We start from the raw sequence: 20,131 nt of genomic DNA, 5'->3' as shown, positions 1-20,131 counted from the left end.
TCTAAACAGCTATCACAAGACCTGAGATATTATCTGTTTCTCCTCTTTTCTTAACCAAATTTGTCATGGCTTCCAGCGCCTGTTTTCTTTGGAGCATACTTATAATTTCTTTTTCTTCCATACGCCTCCACAAGCCATCTGAACATAACAAATATTTATTATTGTCCCCACATTTTCCATAATAGAATGATGGGACCACTTCTTCTGATGCACCTACACACTGTAATAACACACTCTTCTTATCGCTAACTTTAGCCTCTTCTTGTGTCATCCGGCCCATATCCATCTGCTGCTGCACATAGCTATGATCGTGAGTAAGCAAATCACATTCTTCATCACTACAACGATATGCTCTAGAATCCCCTACATTCATAATAATGTAATCATTCTCGATAACGAGAATGGCTACTATTGTAGTCCCTATTCGAATCCCCTTTTGCATACCATACTTTTGGAGACGCACATTCATTTCGTTCACAATGTAATCCCAGTTTTTCTCTACCTGCCTGAGATAAATATTCTCGCAAGAAGGATCTTCTGATAAAGACTCCGTAAAATCTGGTCTCGAAAGTAATCCTGGTAATTCCACTCTAAACCATTCATCCATTCTATGGACTAATGCTGAACTAGCTATTTCGCCGGCGGAAAGCCCACCCATTCCATCACATAAACATCCAAAACATATGTCACCCACAGCAGTTGAGTGAGCCTGCTTTAGTAACAGAGCATCCTGATTAACAGATTTCTTGACGCCAATATCTGTAATCGCATCTGTATTAAACTTCTTCATAACTGTCTCCTATGCTTGATACTCAAATTCTTCATTTGATATCCTTATCAAATCCCCATTGCGAACTAATTCCGCACGTCCAAATACTAACTTTTTACCATTTAACCATGTTCCGTTAGTTGAATTATTATCTTCTATATATAAGCCCTCTTTCGCCTGTTTGAAAATCACATGCTGACGGCTGATTGTTCTATTGTCTTTCATGCAATAATCCACATGTAAGTTATCCTTACCTATTGTGAAATATGCTTTATTAATCACTATCTTCTCGCCTGTTTTTAATCTAAGCAATGTGCCAATTTTAAGCTGCTCAGAAATAGGATTCTTGGCATCTAAGATAGTAGTTTCATTTACTCCAATATTTCCTGATAAAATAGTCGTATCAGATCCATTCTCCTGGATAGAACCTAACTTTCTAACTTCTTCGCTATCTTGTTTAGATACATATTTAGCTAAAGCATCATTTGGTTGTGCTTCTACTTTATTTTTCTTTTTCTTTTCTTTCTTTGGTTTCTCTTCCTTATCTGCTCTGTGGGAAACTTTTGTAACAATTAACGCTACAATCAAACCAATTATTAAAACGGAACCGACGCCAATAATAATAAAAATATAAGTCGGAATAGTTTCAACCGGCTCTGTCACAACAGTCGCTGGCTTTTCTTCCTTCTCTTCAGGATTCTTATTCACCTTGGAATAAGTAACTCCTAAACCATCAAGTACCTTTGCTATCTTAGTAGAATCCAAAGAACAGCTATACATTCCATCCTTTGTCAAAAGATTCATACCAATTACATAGCCATATTCATTTACTATCGGACCACCACAATTGTTAGGACCGATATTAATGTCACTTTCGATTACTTGGACACCATTTAAATTCAAAAGATTTACTATACTTCCAGCGGTCATAACCACCTGTTGGTCAGAAAAATACTGAACTGCTGAATCATAATTGATTATATCTGGATAACCCAATGCATATACTCTCTCTGTTGTAGCATAAGGAAGAGAGTCTGTGCTGTAATTTTTTGATGTAAGTATAGTAAGAGGCTCTCTCGTATAAATAGGCTGTGATAATTTCAAAACAGCAAGATCAAGTTCTGCACTTGAATTCATTACTGCTGCAGAAACTACCACATCACCTTCTAAAACAACTTCTACCTCATAGTTTGTCCTGCTAAGAGTATCTTCCTCCATTGGAATCTGGTAAAACTCAAAAGCTGCTACCTTCATTTCATCCGAAGGGCTAACAATGTGGTTACAAGTAATAACATATTCTGTTTCTTCTGGATCACCAACAATAAAGCCTGAACCTCCACATAAAATATGCTTTTGCTCCGCTTCATCCGTAAATACGATATTTACTTGAACCACACCATTCTTTGCATCATCTGATGTAGGCTTTTTCTCCTTTGCAAATGCAAAGTTGCTAGGCAGTATTGCCAAAAGCAATACTGCGCCCATGATTGATAAACTGATGCAAAGTCTTTTAAGTCCCTTCATTTTTATAATTCTCCCTTTTGCGAATTATTTTGCTTTTTTCTTATATGTAATTACACCTGTAGTAATTAATAAAACAGTAATTAATATAATAACAATCCAGGTAATAGGCTTCTTAAGGAATCCTACTGTTGGGATAATATCATCATCAACTGCTGTCTTCTGGATTATATCTTCATCAACTAACTTCTGAGCCTGTACTGAAACGAGAATGTTGTTGCAGCTGAGGTTAGCCTCATTGCCTGCCACGTCAGAACATACAATTTCAAGCTGCTGATAATCATCCTTACCTGGGATTGTAAGAATCTCTGTACCACCATTCTCATTGAGCTCTTCTGCTGTAAACTCAGCAAGAACCACATCATCAAGATATACTGTCAATCCTGCAATACCGATTGTATCTGTAGCATTTACAGAGAAATCATGTTCAGCCTCCTGATATACTCCGTCACTTTCAACACCTGCCACAACAATACTTGGAGCTGTTGAATCTACTAAGAAGTCAATGTCTGCTCCCTTTGCCTTATTACTCTGTGTGTTTGTAGCCTTGTCCTCAGAATAGATTGATACTGAGTAGAGACCATCATTTCTGAAGTTAGAGCTATTGACCTTGTAGCTAATTGAATGCCATGAATGCTCATTTAAAGTCTCAGATGTAGAATAATCACGGCCGCTTGAAAGCTCCTTAACACTTCCATCGTATGTGATAGAAACTTCCTTATATGTCAATTCATCTACATTAATCTCTGTAACAACTACGTCCTGTGGCTTAACAACATAATAGTTATCAATCATGGAAAGTGTTCCATCACCAAGTACGTATACTGAACCGAATCTGTTGATAGAATACTTAATTTCCTTTTCAGTAACATTTCCAGCTAAATCAGTAATTGTAGCTGTAAGGATGTACAAGTCATCATTTTCTTTTGTATGAGGTAGGTCAGGAATCTCTACTGAAAATCCGCCGTTTACTGCTGTAGCCTTACCAACACTTGAAATTGTTCCGTTATTGGCACCCTTAAGATTTACTACAACGCCCTCTACATTTAAATTCTCATCTGTAGATGTGATAACAGGATTAACTGCTCCGTTGTTAGCAGACATATCAGCTACGCCTGTAATCTCTACCTCTGGAACAACAGTATCAATAACAAATACGCTACTTGTGTATGTCTCAGCCACATTACCAGCTAAATCCTGACATGTGACTCTAAATGCATATTTGCCATCTTTATCAAAATTCATAGATGCTGAATGTTTCTTATCAGAATCTGAGAATCCACCTACACTTGGTAATGCATTTGCTCCATCCTCGCCAGTCTTTTCGATTACAACTAGCTTAGAATCAAAGTTGGCATCCTCTACTACGATAGTCGCCTGTCTAGCGTCCTTATAGTAATACTCGTTTGAAGCTGTGTTGTTATCAAAGTTAACATCAATAGTAGGTACGCTTGTGTCAATTACAAACTCATCAGCTGAAACGCTTGTGCTAGCATTTGCAGCCTTATCCTTGCAAGATACTGTGAAGCTATATACACCATCTGCATCGAAGTTAATCTTCTTTGTGTAGCTACCTTCACTTGACTTTTCCCAGCCACCTGAAGCAGCCTTGCCATCTTTTTCAGAGATATTTAATGTGATGTACTTATCATCTGGATCAAAGTTAGCATCTTTAATTGTAACTGTTGCTATTCTGGCTGCATTGTAGTACTTACCATTTTTAGCTTCTGTATTGTCAAAATCTAAAGTAATCTCTGGATTAGTCTTGTCAATAATGAATGCACTTTGCTCAGCGAGGTTTTTTCTGTTCTTAGCTTTATCCTGAACAAAACCTTCTACGTGGTATTTGCCTTCTGATGAAGCAGTAGCAGAGAACACGTATTTATCTCCACGCTTTTCCTTAAATGTAAGAGGCCTGCTGCTTCCACCTTCCTCAACAAGCTTTAAGTCGTCAAGCTTTTCTGTATTAACTAAGTTCTCTTCTGTTACAACTACTTCTACTTCTACATCCTCATTGTAGTAGCCTGCGTCAGCTCCTGAGGTACCTGCTGGAGTAGAATTGCCATTGTATGAGATCGAGTCAATTACTGGTACTGTGTTATCAATATTAATAGTGATTTCACTTGTCTCTACATTGCACGAATTCTCACCATATTTAATAAGGTATGTATGCTCACCCTCTACTGATACAGGAATCTTACATTCATAATTCAATTCATAGAAAGTTCTGCCACGTGAGAAAATCTTTGAACTTGGAATATACGTGTAGTTATAGTCGATTCCATTCCAACTAGTCTCAACACGTGAATTTTTTCCTGAATGTGACACTGATTTATTAGTTATTGCCTCTTCTGATATCTCCTCACCATTGTCATAAACAGTAAAGTATCCACATGCATTATTTGAAGAACCTCTATAGACTAAAAACAGTGTATCTGGATATCCGTCTATAGATGATGAATACCAATTATCAGAATAATATCTGTCATCATCATAAATCCAAACACGATCCGCATAATCAGTAGAGTTTGTTATGTATGCCACACCATTAACTTTCATCGATGTGTTATTAACTGTGAATTTGCACTCTCTTTCTACATATAAATCCGTCTCGTAATTATTAGCATATCCTGTAACCTTTTCAATGCTATAGAATAACTCATTACCAGAGAAAGTATATGTATAATTTGCATTGCCATTCTCATCTGGGTCACCTTCCTGAGTTAACTCAAATGTTACATATGCATCTGAATTTTGATCTACACCTTCTAATTTAAATGTAGCGCCATGTTCTGCCTCGCAACGAGCATTTACTGTAACAGTTACATCCGATTTAAATAAATCTATATTATCCTCATCTTTTTCAGGAGTAGTGCTAAATTCTACAGAATTAATCACTGGCTTAGCATATACTCTATTAAATTCCTGTCCGCACACTTTACAGCGTGTTACCTCGAAGTCACCTTCACGAACGACTTCCTTATCGCAGTCCTCAGTCTCTTTTGCATCGCATCCTGAGAAAGTACAATTACGTTCGTGATAATCAACTCCATCTGCATTCTTTCCTGCATAATGGTAATCTCCAAAGGTATGGACATGTGAACCTATAGTTGTATTAGTTGGATCCGAAACTATAATTGGATCACCATTTTCATCTAATATACGCTCACCATTTTTATCTAATAGATATCCATCTGAATCTACTGAATAAATAGCTTTAGGATCCGCAACATAATTGCCTTCTTCATCCTTAATCAAATTACCATCTTCATCTGTCTGGAACAGTATGTTAAGGTTTAATACCTTATGACCGTCTGCATCTTCAGAGAAGATATCACTAGGGTCAATTTCATTTCCCTCAGAATCTGTATAGTGAATTTCTTCTGGATCCGTTGGGGCTGTTGGATCTGTTGGGTCCGCTGGATTTGTTGGGTCCGTTGGATCTGTTGGGTCCACTGGATTTGTTGGGTCCGCTGGATCTGCACCCATAGGTACATAGTTTCCACCATTAAGCACATAATCAGCAGTAGTTCCAAACATATCTGGATCCATTGTCATAACTGGATATGTCATATTAATCTGACCATCTGCCCCAGCGCTATCTCCATTTGCATTCTGGCTACCTGCTCCGGTGCTGTCTCCATTTGCATTCTGAGCGCCACCTGTATTATCTCCAGCTACATTGTTATCCGTAGTGGTCGAGCCTCCTCCATTAGTAGAATCTCCTGATTGATTGTCAGAAGAGGCTTGTGTAGTATCTCCGCTCTGTGATTGAGATACATTCGTATCCGCAGTTTCATCTGCAGACACGAAAAATACCGCATTGCTAAACATCAATGCGGTCATCATTGTCAATGCTACAATTCTTTTTGTAACTTTGAGGTGTTTAATTTTTCTCATGCCATTTCCTCTTTTCATTAACTCCCTAAACATGTATAAATGAATTCACACTTATAACACATTTAATACGCACTCCACTGTCTTTTATTCTCACTCAAAAAAAATTGTTACTATGAAAAAAATATCAGCCTTTTCGAGTTCCATACAGTGTTTGAAACAATTTGCATCAACTGTATTGGGCATAATTACTACATTTCTCCGGAATTTCTGTGTAATATGCCACAAACTTTTTAGCATTCCATGCTTATTCGCATTTGAATATTACAGGTAGTATCATAATACCCTAAAGCACTTCTGTCAACACATTTTTTCAAAATACACAGTTGCGGTATATTTCTCGTTTTAAATTATTCTGTTACGGCCTATTTGACATGCCATTTTCCCTTATTTAAGAGGAATTCAGCAGCATTTCCAACTAACAATTATCAGATAATTCAGAAGACATTTCCTAAATTAAATATAAAAAATCGAAGTCCTTTTCAAGGTTCAATTTAATCATTTATATGAACATTCTGTGTCGAAAGTTTTATCTTGTAATATTCCAGCAAAAAAGCCATCCGCACGCTAGGTGCGAATGGCTCCATGTGATTTTACGTATTATTTTCCTATGCCTGCACAAAAGCTGGTGTATCAGCTGGTGCTGCAAGCAACTTCTTTAGCTCATCATCTACTTTGAGAAGTGTAATAGAAAAGCCTTCCATATCAAGAGATGTCATATAGTTGCCAACAAGAGTCTTTGCAACTTTGATTCCCTTGGAATCCAAAACTTCCTTAATGTGCTTGTTTGCCACAAAGAGCTCCATCAAAGGTGTGCCGCCCATTCCGTTGACCATTACAGCCACTTCATCGCCAGAATTGTAAATGCCCTCGGCGAAAATCTTATTGAGAAGCTTGTCGGAGATTTCATTTACTGTGCCAATCTTTTCACGGTTAACGCCTGGCTCGCCATGAATTCCGATACCGATTTCGATTTCATCCTCTGCCAAATCAAAGCTTGGTTTGCCAGCGGCAGGAACTGTACATGCGTCAACAGCCATACCCATTGAGCGTACATTTGCAATTACTTTTTCAGCGACACGCTTTACATCAGCAAGGCTTCCTCCTGCCTCAGCGCATGCGCCAGCAATCTTGTGTACAAAAATAGTACCTGCGATTCCGCGGCGGCCTGTTGTCCAAGTACTATTTTCAACCGCCACATCATCAGCTGTGATAACCTGGTCGACTTCGATTCCCTCATCTCTTGCCATATCAGCAGCCATCTCAAAGTTCATTACATCACCTGTGTAATTCTTGATAACAAGCAATACTCCCTTGCCACCATCTGCTGCCTTAATTGCTTCATATACCTGGTCAGGTGTAGGGGATGTAAATACCGCACCAGCAATAGCTCCATCCAGCATACCCTTTCCTACATATCCACCATGAGCTGGCTCATGTCCGCTTCCACCGCCAGACACTAGGGCAACTTTTCCATTTGAGCCTCCAGCTCTCACTACTACATCAAGTCCATCGAGGCGGCGTATATACTGTGGGTAAGCTGCCACCATACCGTCAAGCATCTCATCAACTATATTATCAACTTCGTTAATAAGTTTTTTCATAAAATATTACCTCCTCCTATATCTCGCCTGTTGCACTATCAGGCTGTCCACAACGAAAATCTTATAAAACTTTATGTGCTCCGCGGGTATCCTCTGCAGCTTTTAAAACTGCATCAATATTACTTCCGCACATGGCACTAACCGCTGCTGCAATTGTGCCCTCTACGATTGGCGCATCTGCAAGTCTTACATCAATGCCCTCATCTTCAATAAGCTCAATTGCTGTCTCAGAACTCATAACACCGCTACCCAAATCAGCTAAAACTATAACCCCATCACCGTCATTAGCCTCTTTAATTGCTTCGGAAATACGAATCGCATCTGTGCCTATGGTTTTGTCCTCCAGGCCAGCTGCGCATACGATTCCCTTGTGGGTAGGTGCAATCTCACTAGTCAAATCCTTTAGCCCCTCAGCAATCTTCCAGCTATGGGACACAAGAACCAATCCAACCATTAAATCCCCCTTTCTGCTACATTATCCTTTCAAGAAATCTCTGATAGTTTCCAAAGTCAATGTAGCTGAAGTAGCGCCTGGATCCTGGTGACCAACGCTTCTTTGTCCAAGGTAACTTGCGCGTCCCTTTGTAGCCGCAATTGTTTTGGTGTACTCCACACCCTCAGCAGCTGCTGCACAAGCGGCATCTAGAGCTTCGTTTAAATCAGCTCCTGCATCAACCTTTTCAGAGAAAGCATCGTAAGCTGGCATAAGTGCATCAAGCATTGTCTTTTCGCCTTTTACAGCTTTGCCTCGCTTTTGGATACCAGCGATTGCTGCTTCGAGAGCGGCCTTAAAGTCCTCTGGGGAAACGGCAGTTTTTCCCGCGAACACCTTGGCTGCCTCCATATAAGCTGTACCGTAAAGTGGTCCGGATGCTCCACCAACGGTAGATAAAAGTGTCATACCTGTTTTCTTGAGAGCGGCCCCAATATCGCCCTCTTCTTCAGGTACTTTCTCCACTACAGCTGCAAATCCACGAGCCATATTTACCCCATGGTCTGCATCGCCGATTTCTCTGTCTAAGTCAGTCAGGAAATCCTTGTTGGCCATTATTTTGTCGCCTATTTCTTTTAGGCACTGGTATACTCTAGTAGCCATAAAACTAGTCCCCCTTCTCATAATTTTTACCACCAAAGTCTTATATGAGTATTATAACAAATCCTATATTAGCCGGCGAAATTTTTTCGTTGTGTTTTCGTACAAAAAGAAAAAGAGCCACCCGTACATTTTGCACGAGTGGCCCTAGTATTTTTAATTAAAGATTCTCATCCGCATATTTTTGGATGTTGCTGGCATTGGCATAACGAGTAACCTCGTCTCCATTAACAACTACAAGAGTAGGCGCCTGCATAACACCATATTTTTTAGTCAAATCCTGCTGCTCCTCTGCATCTACAAGGATGTAATCCTCATCCTCGAGAATCTCTTTTGCTCTAGCGCAGTTAGGACATGTCTTTGTTGTGAAAAGATATTTTACACCTGTGTCCTTTTCCTCAGAAACGATCTCAAGATTAACCTGTGGCTGCTTTGCTGCTGCAGTCTTCTCACCAGCACGTCTGCATACAGAACCTGCTATATCATAAAGCTTACGATTCTTGTATTCCTGAGTCTTGCCCTCGTTCCAGTTCTGAACTGGACGATAGTAACCAGTGATTCGGCTATATACCTCAGCTGTCTTGCCGCAGTGTGGACATGTGTAATGCTCACCTGCTATGTAGCCATGCTCCTTACATACTGAGTATGTTGGAGAAAGTGTATAGTATGGCAATCTATAATTTTCAGCAATCTTGCGAACAAGATTGGCAGCTGACTCCCATGTAGGAAGCTTCTCACCGATAAACGCATGGAATACTGTACCAGATGTATAAAGTGTCTGGAGCTCATCCTGAACCTCAAGAGCATCAAATATATCTGATGTAAACTCAACTGGCATATGTGAGCTGTTTGTATAGAAAGGAGTGTCTCCTTCTTTACCTGCTGTGATGATATCTGGGAACTGCTCTCTATCATGCTTTGCAAATCTGTATGTTGTAGACTCAGCAGGTGTAGCCTCAAGATTGTAGAGGTCACCGTACATCTCCTGATAATCAGAGAGTCTCTCACGCATGTGATTGAGAACGTCTTTTGTAAATTCCTGTACTCTCTTATCTGTCATATCAGCACGAAGCCAATTAGCATTAAGACCAACTTCGTTCATACCGATAAGTCCAATTGTAGAGAAGTGGTTGTTAAATGTACCAAGATATCTCTTAGTGTATGGATATAATCCCTCATCAAGAAGCTTTGTAATAACGCCTCTCTTGATTTTAAGTGAACGAGCACTAATATCCATAAGTCTATCTAAACGAGCATAGAAATCTGCCTCGTCCTTAGCCTGGTATGCGATACGTGGCATGTTGATAGTAACAACGCCAACAGATCCTGTGCTCTCGCCTGAGCCAAAGAAACCGCCTGACTTCTTGCGAAGTTCTCTAAGGTCGAGACGAAGACGGCAGCACATAGAACGAACATCGCTTGGCTCCATATCTGAGTTGATATAGTTGCTGAAATATGGAGTACCATATTTTGCAGTCATCTCAAATAAGAGTCTGTTGTTCTCAGTATCTGACCAATCAAAATCACGAGTAATAGAATATGTAGGGATAGGATACTGGAATCCACGGCCATTAGCATCACCCTCAATCATAATCTCAAGGAATGCCTTGTTGACCATATCCATTTCCTTCTTGCAGTCCTTGTACTTGAAATCCATTTCCTTGCCACCAACGATAGCTGGAAGCTCTGCCAAGTCATTAGGTACTGTCCAATCTAATGTGATATTAGAAAATGGTGCCTGTGTTCCCCAACGAGAAGGTGTGTTAACACCATATATAAATGCCTCAAGGCACTTTTTAACTTCTTCGTATGAAAGATTATCAGTCTTAATAAATGGTGCAAGGTATGTATCAAATGATGAGAATGCCTGAGCGCCAGCCCATTCATTCTGCATGATACCGAGGAAGTTTACCATCTGGTTGCAAAGTACTGAAAGGTGCTTAGCAGGAGCTGAAGTGATCTTGCCAGTAATACCACCAAGTCCCTCCTGGATAAGCTGCTTTAATGACCATCCTGCACAGTAACCTGTGAGCATTGAAAGATCATGAATGTGGATATCTGCGCTGCGGTGTGCATTTGCAATCTCCTCATCATAAATCTCTGAAAGCCAGTAATTTGCAGTGATTGCACCAGAGTTAGAAAGGATGAGGCCACCTACAGAATATGTAACTGTAGAGTTCTCCTTAACTCTCCAATCCTCTACCTTAACATAGCTATCTACTACATTTTTATAATCCAAAACTGTAGACTTCATGTTGCGCATCTTCTCGCGCTGCTTTCTATATAAAATGTATGCTTTTGCAACATCTGTATATCCAGTCTGCTCAAGTATATTTTCTACAGAATCCTGAATGTCCTCTACAGTGATTTTGCTCTCTTTAATTTTTGACTGGAAATCAGCCGAAACACGAAGCGATAATAAACCGATTATATCGTCATTGTATTCCTTTCCAGTTGCCTCGAAGGCCTTTGCGATTGCATCGTTAATCTTCCCCAAATTAAACTCTGCTATTTCACCATCTCTTTTTACTACGTCAAACAATTTTCCTCACCAATTTCCTTTCTCTAGTATCCTTAAAACATGTCAAAAAAGGACTCCCCCTGTAACCTTTTTGCTTTGCCAGCTAAGTGTTGCATTAAGGTACTTTCGACTTGAGTATATGTTATCAAAATATAGGGTGAGGGGTCAATGTTTAATCACTATATATTGTGCTTTTCGTCATTATTACCTAAAATCCCATTTCACTTTTGAATATTTTCTAGGTAGAATTACGATTCAACACACACAATATTTGGTATTTAAACATAAAAAAGACACACTACATATTGTAGCGTGTCTTTAGCATTTCTATCGCGTTTGTAGGAATATTAGCTCCTTTTTTGCAACCTCATCATTAGGGTAAGATTCAAGATATTGTGTCAATGCATCGCATGCTTCGGTGAACCTACCTAGGTGTTCAAGAGCTGAAACCTGTCCCTTCAAAAGGTCAGGCATATTGTCTATTGATTTAAGACTCAACCCAGCTTCATAGTACCCCAAAGCATTCTCATAATTTCCATTAGCCATCTCAATGTCACCTAAAGTAGCAAGTGCCTCGCTTGTGACATCTTCGGATTTTGCGTACTCTTCTAACAATTTCTGGGCCTTGTCATAGTCACCCTGATCCTGATATATCTTGGCGAGATAAAGTCTAGCCTCCACGATATCCTTGTCTACTGCCTTCTGCAATAACTCCTGAGCCTGAGAAGTCTGACCAAGCATATAGTTGATTCTGCCCTTGTAATAGCCAGCCTCCGCAGATTTATCCGAAATCTGGAGCGCATTATTTAAATATACCTTGCCCTGATCTGTATATCCAAGAGAATCAAGATTCTCGTATATTTCTATATAAAGAAGATAATTCTTTTTATCTACTTCAACAGCCTTATCATAATCCAAAATTGCCTTTCCTACCTCACCTTCAGAAGCATAAATACTTCCTCGCAAAAAGTAAGGCTCATAATTGTCGCCATCATATTTAATCAAAGCCTCGTAGGTAGCTGCCGCCCCCTCGAAATCGCCAGATTTAAACTGAGCTGCCGCTTTGTAGTAATTAATGTCTATTTCCAAATCAGTGACTTTTCCAATGGAGCACCTCAAAGCCTTATCAAATAACTTGATAGCAGTCTCATAATCACCTGCATCAAGGGCCTCTACTCCCTGGTCACGCAAGTCAATTTCCTTTTGACTATGTCCGCCACAAGCCACCATTGTTGCCGCAATATATAGAGATAATCCTATAACAAGAAGTTTCTTTTTCATAAATCATTTCCTAACTATAAGTATTAGAGTTACTAACACCACATCCCCTCGATGAATAACTCACTTACCTATTTACTTTAAAGCAAGTCAACCTAAATTGCCACACTAAATGTGCATTAATTCAAGTTCATCTTCTAGAGATTTTATTAAAAACGAATAAATGCTATAATCAAAGCTAATATTTAATATGTATATACGGGAGGTTTTTATTTGGATTCGCATACGACAGTTCGTTTTGTAATTCTTTTCATTTTGTTGGCACTATCTGCTTTTTTCTCATCAGCAGAGACAGCCCTTACAACAGTTAATAAAATAAAAATCAAAACCATGGCTGATGACGGTGACAAAAAAGCTGCTAGGGTTTTAAAGGTTATCAACCGTCCTAAGAAAATGCTTTCAGCTATTCTCATAGGAAACAATATCGTGAACCTGTCAGCATCTTCTTTGGCCACTACCCTTGCAATTGATTTGCTAGGTAACAAGGGCGCCGGCATCGCAACAGGTATTCTCACCTTATTAATATTGATTTTCGGAGAAATCACACCTAAGTCACTTGCTACAAGCTATTCCACCAGGCTCAGCCTACATTTTGCCCCTATAATAGGCGGCACCATGTGGCTATTTACACCTGTGATTGCAATAGTCAATTTCCTATCGGGATTATTCATCAGACTTTTTGGCATCGACCCTGATTTCAAGGACAATACAATTACAGAGGAAGAAATCCGCACAATGGTTGATGTCAGCCACGAAACAGGTGAAATCGAAAGTGATGAGCGTACTATGATTCACAAGGTATTTGATTTTTCTGATGCCACAGCAAAAGAAGTTATGATTCCTCGAATCGACATGACCATGGTAGATGCCGATATTTCCTACCAGGAGTTAATTGAGGTTTTCAAAGAAGACATGTACACAAGACTTCCGGTTTGTGAGCCAGACACTCACAAAGTCATCGGAATAGTCAATATGAAGGATTTCCTCGGACTTACTCCGAATTCTGATTTTTCTATTAAGAACTATTTGCGAGATGCTTATTTCACCTACGAGATGAAAAACGTATCAGATCTTTTCGATGAAATGCGAAAGGAAGCCGCTTCCCTCTCCATCGTTTTGGATGAATACGGCGATTTATCCGGTATGATTACTCTAGAGGATTTATTGGAAGAAATCGTTGGAGAAATCCGTGATGAATACGATGAAGATGAGGAAGATCCTGTTGTTCGCATCAGCGACAGAGAGTACCAGGTACTTGGCTCAATGAACTTAGAGGATTTGTGTGATATCATCCCTCTTGGCTTCTCTAGCGAGGACTATGACACAATCGGCGGTTATATTGTTGGAGCATTTGACCACTTCCCAAATGTTGGCGAGACCTATGTTTCAGAAGAAGGCATTATAGTCAGAGTACTGGCTGTTGAAAAGAAACGAATAACCAAGCTTAGAATAAAGCTTCCTGTTCCAACAGACGAATCGCAAACAAAGTAATATTTACAATTAAGCCCATGCCACCAGCTATTTGAAAGATTTCACGTAGTCTTTTATCTTTGGCAAGGGCTCTTTTTTTGCCTTTATTTTTTCTTGCAAGATTTCCTTCATGCTTTTTCTCATCTACAACACAGCAATCATAATCCAGAATAATAAAACTCACTAGGCCAATTGTGTTTACAACTGCAAATATTAACAGGGTAATATCGTTACTATATTTTAGGTAAATTAATAAATTGCAGAATAATAAGACAGATTTCTCAAATAACAGTTTTGTCCTCTGCTTTTTCATATAAGTTAGAAATCTATCATTTTCAGTTTCCCACAAAGAAAATCTCTCATGTGTTAGAACTTCCAATTCATGCAAGTCTACAAGACTGTAATTACCAACTTCAAGTTCATTTTCTGAAAGATATCTGTGCATATAGTTAATAGGTTCGCAACCTAATTTTCTTTCAATATAGGAAAATCCTGCAGACACATACACTCTGTTATCAGCCTGCTTCTCCTGATACCTTATTGCTCTGATCAATATACTCCTAAGATATCTATTATTTCCAAAGCTATAATAAAGCTCTCTAAGAAGCTCAATGCTATCAGCGCACTTAGGTAACAGCCTAAGGACACGTTTAATATACAGCTCTTTTATAGCTCTTTTCTTTTTTTCTCTACGCCTTCTCAGGGCACAATAAATAATCGAGCAAAATTCAACTAGGCCCCAGAGTATAAAGCTAGCAGCAATATTATTAAATTTAAATTTCATTTTATATGGGTATAAATAAGAAAATAAATAATAAGAAAAACGACACGCCAAAGACGTGCCGTAATAGTAACATAACAATTCTAATATTTCAACTAAAACGGGAACATCAGCGCATTTATAATTTCCTCCGGAAATGGCGCTGATGGTGGTATAGTTATTTTTGCATAGCTAAAAAACTATTGCTTTTCAGGTTCTGGATAATCCACACCGAATGTCTCTACTGTAACCTTCTTCATCTTCTGCTCTGTCAAAGGTCTATCTGACCAGTCAGTATCAACCTCTGCAATTTTATTTACAATATCCATGCCCTCGATAACCTTACCAAAAGCTGCATAATCCCCATCAAGATGTGGACTATTCTTATGCATAATAAAGAACTGGCTTCCTGCTGAGTCAGGGAACATTGTACGAGCCATAGAAAGAACACCTGGCTCATGCTTTAAGTCATTCTTAAATCCATTGCTTGAAAACTCTCCCTTTATTGAGTATCCAGGGCCGCCCATACCTGTTCCATCTGGATCTCCGCCCTGTAACATAAAGCCCTTAATAACTCTGTGGAAGATAACTCCATTGTAAAAGTCATGATTAATAAGACTAATGAAGTTGTTAACTGTGTTTGGAGCAACCTCAGGATAGAGCTCCGCCTTGATGATGTCTCCATTTTCCATTTCAATTGTAACTACTGGATTCTGTGCCATTATTTAATCTCCTTATTTCTTACCTACGCCTGTTACGTTCTCAAGACTTGGATATTGCACCGCTCGATTAACACATCTCGCTAAGCAACACCAAGAGCTTGATAACTACAGGCTATTCTATTAATTAATTCCAGTTTAAACTACTTCGCTGGTCATATTCACAAGCCTTAGTATTTCTTCGCTCATCTGACACGATTCTCTTAAGAAATCTAAGGGCTTGTGAATTACCCGCTCATATCAATTTTATAGTTTCTCTAATATAGATTTCGCATCACCCAAATATGTATTAACCACGTCATAAATGCGGCCTGCGTCTGCTGCTGTAGCAAAGCTTCTGTCCATTGGCATCTTGCCAAGTACAGGAACATTAAGGCTTGCTGCCACTTCGTCAATATGGCTCTCGCCAAATATCTCAATTTTCTTGCCGCAATCTGGACATGATATATATGAATAATTCTCCACAAGGCCAAGCACTGGGATGTGCATCATCTCAGCCATGTTGTATGCCTTCTTAACTATCATCTGAACCAATTCCTGTGGACTGGTAACAATGATAATACCGTCTACTGGAAGTGATTGGAAACATGTAAGTGGCACATCGCCTGTTCCAGGTGGCATATCTACAAACAGATAATCTACGTCGCCCCACTGAACATCTGTCCAGAACTGTTTAACTACACCTGCGATAACAGGACCTCTCCAAACAACTGGTGATTCCTCATCATCAAGCATAAGGTTTATAGACATTATCTTTGTGCCGTCCTCAGCAACCTCTGGAAATGTACCCTCGTCATTGCCTGTAGCTGGACCATGAACACCAAACATCTTTGGAATAGATGGACCAGTAATATCGGCATCCAATACACCAACAGAATATCCTGCGCGAGCCATAATGCCTGCAAGTGATGATGTAACAAGTGACTTTCCAACGCCACCCTTACCTGATACAACTCCGATAACATGCTTTATATTTGAATTCTTATTAGGCGCCTCAAGAAACGCTGTATTTCTAACACCCTTTTTAGCTGCTGAAGCAGATGGACATCCTTCACATGAGCCTCGACTGCATGAGCTAGCTGATGAACATGAACTACTGTCTGCCAATTTCTTTACCTCCATTAATTATCATACGAGCTCAATTATATCACACATAATATAATTCCGGTATCAAACATTTTCACTGTTTGATAGTTTTAAAATTCCACGTCTAAGAACGTCCATTTTATCCTCTTTTATCTTGTTGACCTCTATATCAACCTAACAACCGACTTATCCACAATATCCACAATCATATTTTTTAGGTTGAGGATAACTTCACTTTTTCAATTTTTGCTGTGGAAATCTATTTTTCGTCATTTTTGAAATCCCTTTATTTTAAAAGCTTTATGACAGTTTTCCACAATAGTGACACTTCAATCAACAACTAATTTTTACCCACAATGTTATCCACAATTGTAAATAAATATGATTTGGTTGAAAAAGTAATGTGAATATTGGATAATCAAAAATAGATAAATCAAGATATAAGGAGTTAACATGACAGACACAAAAAAGGTACTATCCTTTGCAGTTGAATTAGGAGACATCTTGCTCAGAAACGGAGCAGAGGTGTATCGAGTAGAGGATAGCGTACTGGCAATTTTAAATTCATACGATATCACCGACTGTGACGTATACGTACTCAGCAATGGAATATTTGCTAGCGCAGACGAGGTGACAGAACATGCCAGTTCGATGATCAGACATGTGCCTATGTACCCAATGCACTTAGGTCGCATAGCAGCCCTAAATCATTTATGCAGAGAAGTATGTGCACATAATATTTCAATAGAAGATGCATGGACAAAATTGGGAGAATGCAAAACACTCCCTGGATACAGTCCACTAGCATTATTAATAGCAACTGGAATCGGCTGCGGTGGATTTGCATATTTATATGGAGGAACACCACTCGATTCAATAATGGCAATTTTAGTAGGAATGGTACTGAGAGTATTTCTTATGTTCCAGAAGAAGACCTATTCTAAAACAATGACAAACGTATTTGGCAGTATAGTGGTTTCCCTTACCGCAATACTTATGTATGCTGTAGGCTTGCCAGTCCATTACGATAAGATAATAATCGGTGGCATAATGCCGCTGGTTCCAGGAATACCACTTACCAACAGTATCAGAGATTTCATCAACAGTGATTATTTATCTGGTTCTATCAGATTAATCGATGCATTGCTTACTGCCTTCTGTATAGCCGTAGGTGTTGGTATTGTAATCACCATCGCACACTTAATAGGAGGAGGTGCATACATCTAATGATAGTTAATTATATTATTCAGTTTGTAATAGCTATGATTGCAACTTTAGCATTTGCCATAGTTTTTTCTGCACCAAAATCAGAGCTCTTATACTGTGGTATTTCCGGTGGCATAGGATGGATTTTCTATTTCATAATTATGGAGGCACTTGGCGCTCCTACTCTCGGAAATGTTGTAGGCTCATTTTTACTTACAGTCTTTTCAAGAACTTTTGCCGCAAAACGCAAAAATCCCGTCACCGTGTACCTAATCGCAGGAATATTCCCACTGGTACCTGGTGCCGGAATCTATTACACTTCTTATTATTTAATTACAAATGATATGAGCATGTTTTCAAGCTACGGCCTGTCCACAATAAAGACAGCCGGCGCAATTGTTATGGGAATTATATTCGGTATGGCCTTCCCACAGAGCTGGTTTAATAAAGCTTTTGCACCTTACGATCGTAAGTAATAAGGCCATTAACCTCCTCTTCCACATCGGTGGCTTGAGTATAGACAGCTCCTGCAAGTCCCTCTTCTTTGAGGGACTTTATTTTTGCCATAAGTTTATCATAATAAGCCTGCAAATCTTTTGGCTGAGAAAATCTCTTATAACCATAGAGAAAATCCTTTTTCACATGTCCTCCCACCTTAAGGGAAGGTCCACCATACTCAGATATTACGTAAGGACGGGCTCCTTTTTTCACTCGAAGTTCTTCGAAATATAGATGCTCAGAATACACATCTCCACAGCCTTCATGGAACCAGCCAGAAGCAGCATCAAATGGTCTTGTTGTATCGAATTTTTTAGCAAATTCTAGGTTTCCCTTTGCATCAAACTGTCCCCAGCCCTCATTAAACAAGCACCATTGACCAATGCATGGGACACTGTAAAGCTGTTTCATCATATCCCTGCATTCCATACGCCATAATTCCTTGGATTTCTCTGTATTTCGACCTGTAAATTTTAGGAAAATCTTGTTCTTGTCCTTTGTATTTCCAAAAGGTCGCACAAGAGTAGGAATATTGCAAATCATATTCATATTGTACTCAGTACCACCATTTACAATATCCTGCCATACAATCATGCCGATTCTATCGCAGTGAAAATACCAGCGCATTGGCTCAAGCTTGCAATGTTTTCTAATCATGTTAAAGCCCAAGCTTTTAATGGTCTCTATGTCAAAAATCATGGCATCATCACTTGGTGGAGTCATAAGGCTCTCAGGATAATACCCTTGATCCAAAACACCATTCATAAAGTATGGCTTGTGGTTAAGAGTCAATCGTGGAATACCATTCTCATCTACATCAACTCCAAAATGGCGCATAGTAAAATATGTTGAAAAACAATCTTTGCCATATTCCACATTTACAAAATATATATTAGGCTCCTCAGGAGTCCAAAGCTTATATTTATCTAGCTCTATATGTGCATAGATATGATCATCGCTGATTTTATCGATACTATATCTTTTAATTAAATCCTGATTAGAGGAACTAGCAACTATCTGTCCCTTCATTTCTGAGACCTTAAATATGAAATCCACCCTATTTCTATCTATATCAGGAGTTATTTTCATATTGGTAACATAAGCCTTTGGAACCCACTCCATCCAAACAGTCTGCCAGATACCGCTTTGTGCTGTATACCACATACCGTGAGGATCCAAGCATTGCTTACCTCTTGCGTAGCCTACCTTATCTGTGTAATCACGGACTTTTACCTTGATTTCATTAGAACCTTCTACTACATATTCAGTTATATCAAATGAAAATGAGGTATAACCTCCCTCGTGTGTTCCGAGGGATATTCCATTAATAGATACATGAGCGACCTGATCTACTGCCCCAAAATGCAAAATAAGATTTTTAGACTTTTTGACCTTTTCTAATGTAAATACCTTTGTATATTCCAAAGTCTCCTCTGGAAGAAGCACATGTTGAACAGTGCCAGAAAGGCTGGTCTCAGGCGAAAATGGCACCTCAATTGGTCCGCTACAAATAACCTGCCCCTGACCGCTCAAAATCCTATAATCCCATTTACCATTCAAGTTAATGTAAGATTTACGCTGCAGCTGTGGCCTAGGATATTCTTGTAACCCAGTATATTTAAAGTCTGTAGACAGATCATAGGAAACGGCATTTTTCCTCGGTCTGCTAATAGCATGTAGCATAGATTTGAAGTCCATGTAATCCTCCC

Annotated in this window: 15 protein-coding genes; 3 read left to right on the top strand and 12 right to left on the bottom strand. The window is 39.2% G+C overall.

Features of this window, described 5'->3' with window-relative positions:
• Position 1: 1 nt before the first annotated feature.
• The 8 genes from BLP50_RS04430 to BLP50_RS04395 form a co-directional block, all read right to left on the bottom strand.
• Entirely contained in the window at positions 2-790 is a 789-nt protein-coding gene (locus BLP50_RS04430) for a PP2C family protein-serine/threonine phosphatase (RefSeq protein ID WP_090151620.1), read from the bottom strand.
• Between the two features lie 9 nt (positions 791-799).
• Positions 800-2,293, bottom strand: a complete 1,494-nt coding sequence (locus BLP50_RS04425; RefSeq protein WP_090151617.1) for a trypsin-like peptidase domain-containing protein — start codon at positions 2,291-2,293, stop codon at positions 800-802.
• A 24-nt stretch (positions 2,294-2,317) separates the two neighbouring features.
• Positions 2,318-6,190, bottom strand: coding sequence for an Ig-like domain-containing protein (locus BLP50_RS04420; protein WP_090151614.1), 3,873 nt, complete (start codon positions 6,188-6,190; stop codon positions 2,318-2,320).
• A gap of 605 nt (positions 6,191-6,795) precedes the next feature.
• Positions 6,796-7,791 carry a dihydroxyacetone kinase subunit DhaK gene (gene dhaK / locus BLP50_RS04415; protein ID WP_090151611.1) on the bottom strand — a complete coding sequence of 332 codons (996 nt, stop codon included), beginning with the start codon at positions 7,789-7,791 and terminating at the stop codon, positions 6,796-6,798.
• Between the two features lie 61 nt (positions 7,792-7,852).
• Positions 7,853-8,245, bottom strand: a complete 393-nt coding sequence (gene dhaM, locus BLP50_RS04410) for a dihydroxyacetone kinase phosphoryl donor subunit DhaM (protein ID WP_090151608.1) — start codon at positions 8,243-8,245, stop codon at positions 7,853-7,855.
• Between the two features lie 21 nt (positions 8,246-8,266).
• Complete coding sequence (gene dhaL / locus BLP50_RS04405) at positions 8,267-8,887, bottom strand: dihydroxyacetone kinase subunit DhaL (RefSeq protein ID WP_090151605.1); 621 nt, start codon at positions 8,885-8,887, stop codon at positions 8,267-8,269.
• 157 nt (positions 8,888-9,044) lie between these two features.
• Entirely contained in the window at positions 9,045-11,426 is a 2,382-nt protein-coding gene (locus tag BLP50_RS04400; RefSeq protein ID WP_090151602.1) for a ribonucleoside triphosphate reductase, read from the bottom strand.
• Between the two features lie 306 nt (positions 11,427-11,732).
• On the bottom strand, positions 11,733-12,686 hold the full coding sequence (locus BLP50_RS04395; protein WP_090151599.1) for a tetratricopeptide repeat protein: 954 nt from the start codon (positions 12,684-12,686) through the stop codon (positions 11,733-11,735).
• 210 nt (positions 12,687-12,896) lie between these two features.
• Between BLP50_RS04395 and BLP50_RS04390 the strand changes: the two genes are divergently transcribed.
• Positions 12,897-14,174 (top strand): HlyC/CorC family transporter, encoded by a 1,278-nt coding sequence (locus BLP50_RS04390; RefSeq protein WP_090151597.1) that lies wholly within the window; start codon positions 12,897-12,899, stop codon positions 14,172-14,174.
• On the opposite strand, the gene BLP50_RS04385 is transcribed toward BLP50_RS04390, so the two are convergent.
• From BLP50_RS04385 to BLP50_RS04375, 3 genes are all read right to left on the bottom strand, one after another.
• A complete protein-coding gene (locus BLP50_RS04385) occupies positions 14,128-14,937 on the bottom strand; it encodes a hypothetical protein (RefSeq protein ID WP_176753680.1) in 810 nt (269 codons plus the stop codon). The two genes, BLP50_RS04390 and BLP50_RS04385, sit on opposite strands and share 47 nt — an antisense overlap.
• A 176-nt stretch (positions 14,938-15,113) precedes the next feature.
• Positions 15,114-15,635 carry a peptidylprolyl isomerase gene (locus tag BLP50_RS04380; protein ID WP_090151592.1) on the bottom strand — a complete coding sequence of 174 codons (522 nt, stop codon included), beginning with the start codon at positions 15,633-15,635 and terminating at the stop codon, positions 15,114-15,116.
• 243 nt (positions 15,636-15,878) lie between these two features.
• On the bottom strand, positions 15,879-16,739 hold the full coding sequence (locus BLP50_RS04375) for an Mrp/NBP35 family ATP-binding protein (RefSeq protein WP_090151589.1): 861 nt from the start codon (positions 16,737-16,739) through the stop codon (positions 15,879-15,881).
• A gap of 432 nt (positions 16,740-17,171) precedes the next feature.
• Here BLP50_RS04375 and BLP50_RS04370 point away from each other — a divergent pair, with 432 nt between their 5' ends.
• Together BLP50_RS04370 and BLP50_RS04365 are read left to right on the top strand one after the other, a co-directional pair.
• Positions 17,172-17,945: a threonine/serine exporter family protein gene (locus tag BLP50_RS04370; RefSeq protein WP_090151586.1), complete on the top strand. Its 774-nt coding sequence runs from the start codon at positions 17,172-17,174 to the stop codon at positions 17,943-17,945.
• Positions 17,945-18,400: a threonine/serine exporter family protein gene (locus BLP50_RS04365; protein WP_090151583.1), complete on the top strand. Its 456-nt coding sequence runs from the start codon at positions 17,945-17,947 to the stop codon at positions 18,398-18,400. The genes BLP50_RS04370 and BLP50_RS04365 overlap by 1 nt, the downstream gene beginning before the upstream one ends.
• On the opposite strand, the gene BLP50_RS04360 is transcribed toward BLP50_RS04365, so the two are convergent.
• Positions 18,366-20,120 (bottom strand): glycoside hydrolase family 2 protein, encoded by a 1,755-nt coding sequence (locus tag BLP50_RS04360; RefSeq protein WP_090151580.1) that lies wholly within the window; start codon positions 20,118-20,120, stop codon positions 18,366-18,368. The genes BLP50_RS04365 and BLP50_RS04360 overlap by 35 nt on opposite strands.
• Positions 20,121-20,131: the final 11 nt, after the last annotated feature.

The sequence above is a fragment of the Pseudobutyrivibrio sp. AR14 genome, from assembly GCF_900101325.1.
Taxonomy (GTDB): Bacteria; Bacillota; Clostridia; order Lachnospirales; family Lachnospiraceae; genus Pseudobutyrivibrio.
The sequence above is the reverse complement of the archived record's forward strand: the minus strand, read 5'-3'. Positions and strand labels throughout refer to the sequence as shown.

Coding starts and splice junctions, on each gene's coding strand:
- BLP50_RS04370 (WP_090151586.1), top strand. CDS start 17,172: ATGACAGACACAAAAAAGGTACTATCCTTTGCAGTTGAATTAGGAGAC.
- BLP50_RS04420 (WP_090151614.1), bottom strand. CDS start 6,190: ATGAGAAAAATTAAACACCTCAAAGTTACAAAAAGAATTGTAGCATTG.
- BLP50_RS04380 (WP_090151592.1), bottom strand. CDS start 15,635: ATGGCACAGAATCCAGTAGTTACAATTGAAATGGAAAATGGAGACATC.
- BLP50_RS04360 (WP_090151580.1), bottom strand. CDS start 20,120: ATGGACTTCAAATCTATGCTACATGCTATTAGCAGACCGAGGAAAAAT.
- BLP50_RS04425 (WP_090151617.1), bottom strand. CDS start 2,293: ATGAAGGGACTTAAAAGACTTTGCATCAGTTTATCAATCATGGGCGCA.
- BLP50_RS04395 (WP_090151599.1), bottom strand. CDS start 12,686: ATGAAAAAGAAACTTCTTGTTATAGGATTATCTCTATATATTGCGGCA.
- dhaM (WP_090151608.1), bottom strand. CDS start 8,245: ATGGTTGGATTGGTTCTTGTGTCCCATAGCTGGAAGATTGCTGAGGGG.
- dhaL (WP_090151605.1), bottom strand. CDS start 8,887: ATGGCTACTAGAGTATACCAGTGCCTAAAAGAAATAGGCGACAAAATA.
- BLP50_RS04385 (WP_176753680.1), bottom strand. CDS start 14,937: ATGAAATTTAAATTTAATAATATTGCTGCTAGCTTTATACTCTGGGGC.
- dhaK (WP_090151611.1), bottom strand. CDS start 7,791: ATGAAAAAACTTATTAACGAAGTTGATAATATAGTTGATGAGATGCTT.
- BLP50_RS04365 (WP_090151583.1), top strand. CDS start 17,945: ATGATAGTTAATTATATTATTCAGTTTGTAATAGCTATGATTGCAACT.
- BLP50_RS04430 (WP_090151620.1), bottom strand. CDS start 790: ATGAAGAAGTTTAATACAGATGCGATTACAGATATTGGCGTCAAGAAA.